Consider the following 8,830-nt stretch of genomic DNA (forward strand, 5'->3'; position numbering starts at 1 on the left):
GCCGACCTCTACACAGGTTGCTGGAGGAACGGTTGCACATCAGCCAGTTATTACGTATTCTGAGGATTCGGGTAAACCAAGTGAAGGCAAAATGTTGCCATCATCCGGTACACAAACTGTCGCAACGACGACAGCGCCGGTTACCGCCCCAACCGTTAGCAGTACAACGAACAGCTCCACTCCGGTGGGCACATGGCGTTGGCCGACAGACGGTAAGATTATCGACAACTTCTCTGCCTCTGAAGGGGGCAATAAAGGCGTCGATATCGCGGGATCGCGAGGTCAGGCCATTGTTTCGACCGCCTCAGGGCGTGTTGTTTACGCAGGTAATGCGCTTCGCGGCTACGGTAATTTGATTATCATTAAACATAATGATGACTATCTGAGTGCCTATGCTCACAACGATACAATGCTGGTTCGCGAGCAACAAGAAGTTAAAGCGGGCCAGAAAATTGCGACCATGGGCAGTACCGGCACCAGTTCGGTACGACTGCATTTTGAAATTCGTTACAAGGGGAAATCCGTCAACCCGTTGCGTTATTTACCGCAGCGATAAACTGGCAGAACGAAGCCGTTCTGCCTTGGGATCACGGGTAGGAGCCGCTTATGAACCAGAATACGCTGAAAGTTAATGATTTAAATGACGACGCGGAATTGGATGAAAACGGAGCTGAGATTTTTGATGAGAAAGCTCTTGTCGGAAACGAACCTGCTGACTCTGAATTAGCTGAAGAAGAGCTGCTTTCACAGGGCGCCTCGCAGCGCGTGCTTGATGCGACGCAGCTTTATCTGGGAGAAATCGGATATTCTCCTCTCTTAACGGCTGAAGAAGAAGTTTTCTTCGCCCGTCGTGCGCTTCGTGGTGATGTACCATCGCGTCGTCGTATGATTGAAAGTAATTTACGTCTGGTGGTGAAGATTGCCCGTCGTTACAGCAATCGTGGTCTGGCGCTGCTGGATCTGATTGAAGAAGGTAACCTCGGCCTGATCCGCGCGGTAGAAAAGTTTGACCCGGAAAGAGGGTTCCGTTTCTCTACCTACGCCACCTGGTGGATTCGTCAGACGATTGAACGGGCGATCATGAATCAAACCCGCACAATCCGCCTGCCGATTCACATCGTTAAAGAGCTGAACGTATACCTGCGTACCGCGCGTGAGCTTGCCCATAAGCTTGATCACGAGCCAAGTGCGGAAGAGATTGCCGAACAGCTTGATAAGCCTGTTGATGATGTCAGCCGTATGCTGCGCCTCAACGAGCGCATTACCTCAGTTGACACGCCGCTGGGCGGGGATTCTGAAAAAGCGCTGCTGGACATCCTGGCCGACGAAAAAGACAACGGCCCGGAAGACACCACGCAGGACGATGACATGAAACAAAGCATCGTTAAATGGCTGTTCGAACTGAACGCCAAACAGCGTGAAGTGTTGGCGCGTCGTTTCGGTTTGCTGGGCTATGAAGCCGCAACGCTGGAAGACGTTGGCCGTGAAATCGGTCTGACCCGCGAACGCGTTCGTCAGATTCAGGTTGAAGGTCTGCGCCGCCTGCGGGAAATTTTGCAGGGTCAGGGGTTGAGCATCGAAGCGTTGTTCCGTGAATAATCAGGTAATGTGAAGAGCGGTGGCATTTGCCACCGCTTTTTTTTTGCTTAAGATTTGATTAAACTATCTCTTTAAATTTATCTTTAACATCTGATTTAACGTCATTTGCAACGTATGTATTGGTCACTTCGCCTTTGTAAGCGCTCAGTGCCAGTTGGATAGGATTGATTTTGCCACGCTTCAGCCCCTCAACAATACCTTTGAGTCCATCAAGTAACGTTTTGCCGTAGCCTTTAAACCCTTCTTTAAGCATATCGCCAAAATTGGAGCTTTCTGATTTGCCCATACCGGTCATGAAATTGCTCAGCGGTGGGAAGAATGCAAATATTTTACCTAATGTGAGCATAACGCCCTGGAAACCGCTTTTATTGGTGCCGTTCAGGTTAACCATTTTGTCATTGGTCTGGGTAAGCTTGCCATCTTTTGGGAACATCTTATCCAGCCCCTGCTCGGCAACGTCTTTCACAATCGCGGCTTCCGTACCGTGACGCGCATCGCCGTCTTTGGTTAACCCTTCAATCTTACCGTTATTATGTATATCGCCGCGATCGCCGCCTTCACGGTTGCTCAGTCCTTTTACGCCGTTGAGGAAGTAGGACATGTTTTTGGCCGCCAGCGCGCGGCTTTTCTCATCCGGATTAGCAGAGGTCCAGTCGCCAAACTGCTCCTTTAATTTATCCTGTTTGATATCTTTTTGATTACCCAGATTTTTCAACACCGGGTTGTCATTGATAATTTGATCGGCAGAGCGGTTATCGCCATCCATGTTCTTGAACAGGGTGCTGCTGGAAGGGGGCACGCTGGTGTCTTTCTCATCTTTTGGCATGGCAGGGCCGCTGTTTTCCGTGCCGGTGGCGGCCGTTTCGGTCGTGCCGGAGGCTGCTGATGCGCCAGCAGCTGAAAGTATCTCTTTCAGCTGTGATAAGGCATTACTGAGTTGCGCCTCGGATGAATTACCGGTGCTGGATGGATTACTGGTGCCGGATGATTGCTGGCTTTGCTGAATAAATTTAGTGATGCTTTCAAGCAGCGCCTGCAACTGCTTCATCGTATTCTGGGTTCCACTGGCGCTGGTATTTTCGTTAAAGGCAGCAGACGAAGGGGCTTGTTCACCTTCAGAGGACGGCTGTGACAGCTCCTCTTTCATTCTTTTTAACTCTTCCTGGCCCTGTTTCATCAGCTTATCAATAAGCGAATCATATTCCGATGCGAATGATTGAAGGTTCGGTTTTTCACTGCCGCCGCTATACATAAATGGGCCGAATTTTCCTGGTAGAGGCGACTCGCTCTTCTTACCGCCTTGCAACGTGGCAAGCGAATTGAAATCGCTGAGGTTTGCAGCATCTTTAAATGATGCACCCGTACTGACTCTCATATTCATGACGTTCTCCACTAGTTTAGGATAAACAACAGAGATAAAACGGCCTGACACCGCCCGGCTCATAAAGAAGAGAGCAGCAAGCAATGCAACCTGTATGAACGCTTCATCACTGTCATTTCGTGGGAGGCGAGGGGGGAATGTTCCATGTCAGGGAAAGGAATAGTGAATATGAGTGGGAGATCAACCGGATGAACGTTAATAAAAAGCCCGCCGTTAAGGCGGGCGACGGTCAGACCAGCGCCTTGAGCCGGTAAATCCACTCCAGCGCCTGACGCGGCGAGAGCGAATCAGGATCGAGCGCTTCAAGCGCTTCAACCGCCGGAGAGGTTTCCTCAACCAGCAGCGGAAGCTGTGCGCCATCGACCTGCGTTGTGGCCGCGTTACCGGATATCTTTTCAAGCTCTTTGAGCTTCTGACGCGCGCGTTTAATCACCTCTTTCGGCACGCCCGCCAGCGCCGCCACGGCCAGCCCGTAGCTCTTACTGGCGGCGCCATCCTGTACGCTGTGCATAAAGGCAATGGTGTCACCGTGTTCAATGGCGTCCAGATGCACGTTTGCCACACCTTCCATTTGTTCAGCCAGCGTAGTCAACTCAAAGTAGTGTGTGGCAAACAGCGTCATTGCTTTAATGCGGTTTGCCAGGCTTTCGGCGCAGGCCCAGGCAAGTGACAGGCCGTCATAGGTTGAAGTGCCGCGGCCAATTTCATCCATCAGCACCAGGCTGTGTTCCGTGGCGTTATGCAGAATATTGGCCGTTTCGGTCATCTCCACCATAAAGGTTGAACGCCCTGAAGCCAGATCGTCCGCCGCGCCTACTCGGGTAAAGATGCGATCCACCGGCCCGATATCCGCCTCCGCCGCCGGAACAAAGCTGCCGATGTAAGCCATCAGTACAATCAATGCTGCCTGGCGCATGTAGGTGCTTTTACCGCCCATATTGGGGCCGGTGATCACCAGCATACGTCGCTGCGGGGAAAGCGAAAGCGGGTTAGCAATAAAGGGCTCTTTCAACACCTGTTCAACCACCGGATGTCGCGCCTCGCCAAGGCGAATGCCCGGCTTGTCGCTAAAGGTTGGACAGGCGTAGTTTAACGTCCACGCGCGCTCGGCGAGGTTGGCCAGCACATCCAGTTCGGCCAGCGCGGCGGCGCTCAGTTGCAATGCCTCAAGATGCGGCAGCAGCAGGTCGAACAGCTGCTCGTAGAGCGCCTTCTCCAGCGCCAGCGCTTTCCCTTTTGAGGTCAGGACTTTGTCTTCATACTCTTTGAGTTCGGGAATGATGTAGCGCTCGGCGTTTTTCAACGTCTGGCGACGTACGTAGTGTATCGGCACCAGATGGCTCTGTCCGCGGCTGACCTGAATGTAATAACCATGTACGCCGTTAAAGCCGACCTTGAGCGTATCCAGTCCCAGTTTTTCGCGCTCACGCACCTCCAGACGATCCAGATAGTCCGTTGCGCCGTCCGCCAGCGCGCGCCACTCATCAAGTTCTGCATCGTAGCCTGGCGCTATCACGCCGCCGTCGCGTACCAGCACCGGCGGCGTTTCAATGATGGCGCGCTCCAGCAGTTCGCGCAGTTCATCGAACTGCCCCATCTGCGCGCGAAGCGTTTGCAGATGCGGCGTGGCGGAGTCCGCCAGCAGTGAATCAAGCTGCGGTAGTTGCTGAAAAGCGTGGCGCATGCGGGCCAGATCGCGTGGCCTGGCGGTACGCAGCGCCAGCCGGGCAAGAATACGCTCCAGATCGCCAACCTGACGCAGAAGCGGCGAAACCTCCGCATTAAGATCCTGAAGTGCGGCGATGCTTTGCTGGCGGTGGGTCAGCACCTCAACGTTGCGAATGGGCATATGCAGCCAGCGCTTGAGCATGCGGCTGCCCATCGGCGTGACGGTTTTGTCCAGCACGGACGCCAGGGTGTTTTCGATACCGCCGGCCAGATTCTGGGTGATCTCCAGATTTCGCCGCGTGGCGGCATCCATAATGATGCCGTCCTGCTGCCGTTCCATCGTCAGCGAGCGGATGTGAGGCAGCGTGGTGCGCTGAGTGTCTTTCACATATTGCAGCAGACAGCCCGCAGCGCGCAGCGCGCGTGGCGCCTGCTCGACGCCAAAACCGCTAAGGTCGCGGGTGCCGAATTGCATCGTGAGCTGCTGACGCGCGGTATCAACTTCAAATTCCCACACCGGACGACGCCGCAGCCCACGCCGATGCTCAATCAGCGTCATTGTCGCAAAATCTTCGGCGTAGAGCAGTTCGGCAGGATGGGTGCGCTGAAGCTCCGCCGCCATCGTCTCCGCGTCCTCTGGCTCTGCGAGGCGGAAGCGACCGGAGCTGATATCCAGCGTGGCATAGCCAAAGCCGTCGGCGCCCTGCCAGATAGCCGCCAGCAGATTGTCCTGGCGCTCCTGCAACAAAGCTTCATCGCTGATGGTGCCCGGCGTGACGATACGCACGACTTTACGCTCGACCGGGCCTTTGCTCAGCGCCGGATCGCCAATCTGCTCACAGATGGCTACCGATTCGCCCAACTGCACCAGCTTTGCCAGATAGTTCTCCACCGCATGATAGGGAACGCCCGCCATCGGTATCGGTTCGCCCGCCGACGCGCCGCGTTTGGTCAGCGAGATATCCATCAGCTGTGCTGCGCGTTTGGCGTCGTCGTAAAACAGCTCATAGAAATCGCCCATACGATAGAACAGCAGGATGTCAGGATGTTCGGCTTTAAGACGCAGGTACTGCTGCATCATGGGCGTGTGGGTTGAAAAGTCCTTATCTGTAGACTCTTTCATATTGAATTAACTCGTTTTTATGGCTTTAGAAGTACTCAAGTGGCCTCATTTGAAACCCTGATAAATCCATCTAAATCCGAAAATTTGTATGCCAGATGTATTCTAGCTACTATCGAGAATACAACATGGCTCTTCTGGTATACATGAGGCAACAACTGTGAAGATGAATCTGAATCAATCAATAATTATCAATAAGTTATCGATAGAAACCAAACCTGAGTTAGATTCAGATGGACGAGTTGTGTATGTGCCTAACATTTCTGGTAAACCGTATCTTATCACTGACAGCCACCGTGATTCACCCGTAGGCTTTGGTGTAAAGATCAGTGCAACAAAGAAGACCTATATCATCCAGAGAAGAGTTTCGGGAGGAGACAGAAGTCCTTCAGAAGGAAAGTCACCTTCGCAGGTCATTAGAGCGACGATAGGTAATGTATCGGATTTTGCTTCGATTGATCAGGCTCGTGAAGTTGCGAGAACCTACGCACAATCGATGAAATCTACTAAAAGAAACCCAAATACAGTTAAACGAGAAGCTGATATCGCAGAGCTGACCCTCAGTGAGATTTTTGCTCAATATCGTCAGCACCTTCTAGGACGAAGCAAACCAGCAAAACCAAATTCAATCCGGGTGCTCGATAAAGCGGAACAGAAGCTTAAAGAGTGGGAGCGGTATAGAGTCCGTGACCTCACAGGAAGCCTCATTCTTAAGAAGTTTGATGAGATAGCCTCAAAGACCAGAACGACGGCCGAGCAGACTTTCAGATGGGCAAATGTGGCAGTTCAACATTCTATCGATGTAGAAGCGATGAATGCACAAAGCCAGCAACGACTGCCTGTTCTCACTTACAACCCATTCACTGTGCTCAGAGTGCAAAAGAAATACCGCAGTCGCTCTGAACTAGAAGAAAGCTATCAGTCAAAAGGTGTGAGAAATCCGCTTTCCGCAAAAGATACATTGGGTAAATTTCTTGATGCTTTACATAACAAAAGAAGCTTTAATCGCCTTGGGTGCGATTACCTCCTGCTAACGGTGTTACTGGGAGCGAGAAAGGAAGAAACGGCTTCTCTATGCTGGAGAGAGGAGCTATCGGCAGAACAAGCAAAGTCTACGAGCTATGTCGATTTGGCTAATAGGAACATTTTCTTCTTTGATACTAAGAACAGGACGAATCATGAGCTTCCCATCTGTGATGCTGTCAGATGTTTGTTAGAGCAAAGAAGGGATATCGTTTTTGATAAGGAAGTAAAAGCGAGTCGCAGAAAATGGGTGTTTCCAGCACGATCACCTCGAAGCAAAAGCGGGCACTATAGTGATAGTAAAACACTTAGGGAATACCTATGTGCAGAAGCCGGAATCGCTAAGTTAGGCACTCATGACCTGAGAAGAACCTTTGGCAGGATCGCTGAAGAGATTGGCTCCTATGCTGTTGTAAAGAAGCTCCTGAATCACCGTAACACAACCGATCCTACCGAGAGATATGCTGAACCGGACAAAAACCGTGTGTTTGAGGCACTACAGCGGATTGAGCTACATATGCTGATGACTGCGCCAGGGTTATATAATAATTTACTGGCTTCAGCAAAATACCCACCAATACCTGAATATTCTGGGAAGTAAGCATGAGTGCTATTGAAACCTTGAGAGAAATGTCAGAGGTCTGGAGTTTGTTTGGTGACATGCCAGATGATGCCACCATTGGGGTAGATTTAGCTGCACTGTATTTAGGAGTAAGTGTTAAAACCCTTGCTCGTTACCGTCAGAATGGTGATGGTCCACCGTATGTTCAATATCAATCTTCTGAAAGCAAAGTTCGCAACCAACGGGTGAATTATTTGCTTGGTGATCTTCGTGCCTGGAGAAACAATCATAGAGTAAGTAGCACTATGCAGGCCGCCCAGGTTAGAGGATTGGCTTTTACCTCTTTAAAAGATTTTGTCGAGCCTCAGCCATTCTGGGCAGATAGTAGTGATGATAAAATCATTGGACATATTCTTACTTTACCACACAGTATTTTTAAAGATTGCCTAAAAAATCATACTTGCGAAGTAATTTGGATAAGTGTAGAAGAAGCTCTATCAAGGCAATGGAGAAATGCAGAAGAAAGAAAAATATGGCACAGTATTTTTCGTGAGACTATCCAATGCATTATTCTTGAATCAACTTCACAACAAGAGAAACATGAAATATTATCTAATTTGGATATAAGGCATTGAGCGAAAATATTAAGGTGCTTTATTCAAGCACCTTTTTTTACTAATAGCGAAGGTCTTCAATGTTAAATATCTGACAAGTTTTTGTTTCTTTATGAAGCATTTTCCTAGTCTCCTCATCATATCTTTTGGAAGCTAAGATGTAATGCAGAGTGGCTTTATAGGAATCTAAAACATTGGGAGGGCATAAAAGTTCTAATGTACCAAATGAGAAAAGTTTAACCCCATCAAAAAGATAAAACCTCCCATCGTTGGATGTTGATAAATGCCACTGTGGATCTTTGAATTTTTCAGCGGGCCGATTTTCGACTGAAATTGCTGGTCTTATGACTTCAAAGCCATTTATTCCAACTAATCTTGCCGCGAAATTAACAATTAAAGTGGGAATAACAGGAAGCATTAGAGATAGAGCTATCAGAAAAAGCAAAGCCAATCCAAAAGTTGTCATGCTTTGTTTTATATAACTTACCGAATTTTTAATGTGAATAAAGTAGAAAGCAGGTAGCAATGTAATGGTTAGGACCACTATACCTAAACCGTAATACTTGAGAACTTGAATTAATTCCGAGTCAGTATTGTCAAACTTGAGACTCTGAGTAATGACAGGGAACGGGAAACAATGAATCGCCACGGATAATCTAGACACTTCTGAGCCGTCGATAATATTGATTTTCATATTCCGTCGGTGGCATCTGATCACTCGAACCATGCCGACGCTTACTGTTATAAAACATTTCGATGTAATCAAAAATATCGCTGCGGGCTTCTTCCCGCGTTCCATAGATCTTTTTCTTTATCCGTTCACGCTTCAGCAACTGGAAAAAGCTTTCTGCAACCGCATTATC

General features: G+C 49.5%; 8 protein-coding genes. 4 read left to right on the top strand and 4 right to left on the bottom strand.

All coding sequences use genetic code 11. The features are described from left to right. Together nlpD and rpoS are read left to right on the top strand one after the other, a co-directional pair. On the top strand, positions 1–556 hold a 556-nt coding region (nlpD, locus tag GS12_RS21605; protein ID WP_034950783.1), incomplete at its 5' end, for a murein hydrolase activator NlpD. 50 nt (positions 557–606) lie between these two features. Further along, positions 607–1,599, top strand: coding sequence for an RNA polymerase sigma factor RpoS (gene rpoS, locus GS12_RS21610; protein ID WP_034950786.1), 993 nt, complete (start codon positions 607–609; stop codon positions 1,597–1,599). A gap of 58 nt (positions 1,600–1,657) precedes the next feature. Here rpoS and GS12_RS23120 read toward each other — a convergent pair whose 3' ends face one another. Both GS12_RS23120 and mutS read right to left on the bottom strand, forming a co-directional pair. Then, entirely contained in the window at positions 1,658–2,980 is a 1,323-nt protein-coding gene (locus tag GS12_RS23120; protein WP_152601468.1) for a hypothetical protein, read from the bottom strand. Between the two features lie 229 nt (positions 2,981–3,209). Beyond that, on the bottom strand, positions 3,210–5,771 hold the full coding sequence (gene mutS / locus GS12_RS21620; RefSeq protein WP_034950789.1) for a DNA mismatch repair protein MutS: 2,562 nt from the start codon (positions 5,769–5,771) through the stop codon (positions 3,210–3,212). Positions 5,772–5,928: 157 nt separating this feature from the next. Between mutS and GS12_RS21625 the strand changes: the two genes are divergently transcribed. Both GS12_RS21625 and GS12_RS23770 read left to right on the top strand, forming a co-directional pair. Next, positions 5,929–7,392 (top strand): tyrosine-type recombinase/integrase, encoded by a 1,464-nt coding sequence (locus GS12_RS21625; RefSeq protein ID WP_034950791.1) that lies wholly within the window; start codon positions 5,929–5,931, stop codon positions 7,390–7,392. A 2-nt stretch (positions 7,393–7,394) separates the two neighbouring features. Beyond that, a complete protein-coding gene (locus tag GS12_RS23770; protein WP_072016943.1) occupies positions 7,395–7,988 on the top strand; it encodes a MerR family transcriptional regulator in 594 nt (197 codons plus the stop codon). A gap of 40 nt (positions 7,989–8,028) precedes the next feature. On the opposite strand, the gene GS12_RS21630 is transcribed toward GS12_RS23770, so the two are convergent. Both GS12_RS21630 and GS12_RS23775 read right to left on the bottom strand, forming a co-directional pair. Further along, positions 8,029–8,661: a hypothetical protein gene (locus tag GS12_RS21630; RefSeq protein ID WP_160279931.1), complete on the bottom strand. Its 633-nt coding sequence runs from the start codon at positions 8,659–8,661 to the stop codon at positions 8,029–8,031. After that, the coding region (locus tag GS12_RS23775; protein ID WP_034947075.1) for an IS3 family transposase at positions 8,624–8,830 on the bottom strand (207 nt) is incomplete at its 5' end. The genes GS12_RS21630 and GS12_RS23775, both read right to left, overlap by 38 nt.

The organism is Erwinia oleae, from assembly GCF_000770305.1.
Classification (GTDB): domain Bacteria; phylum Pseudomonadota; class Gammaproteobacteria; order Enterobacterales; family Enterobacteriaceae; genus Erwinia; species Erwinia oleae.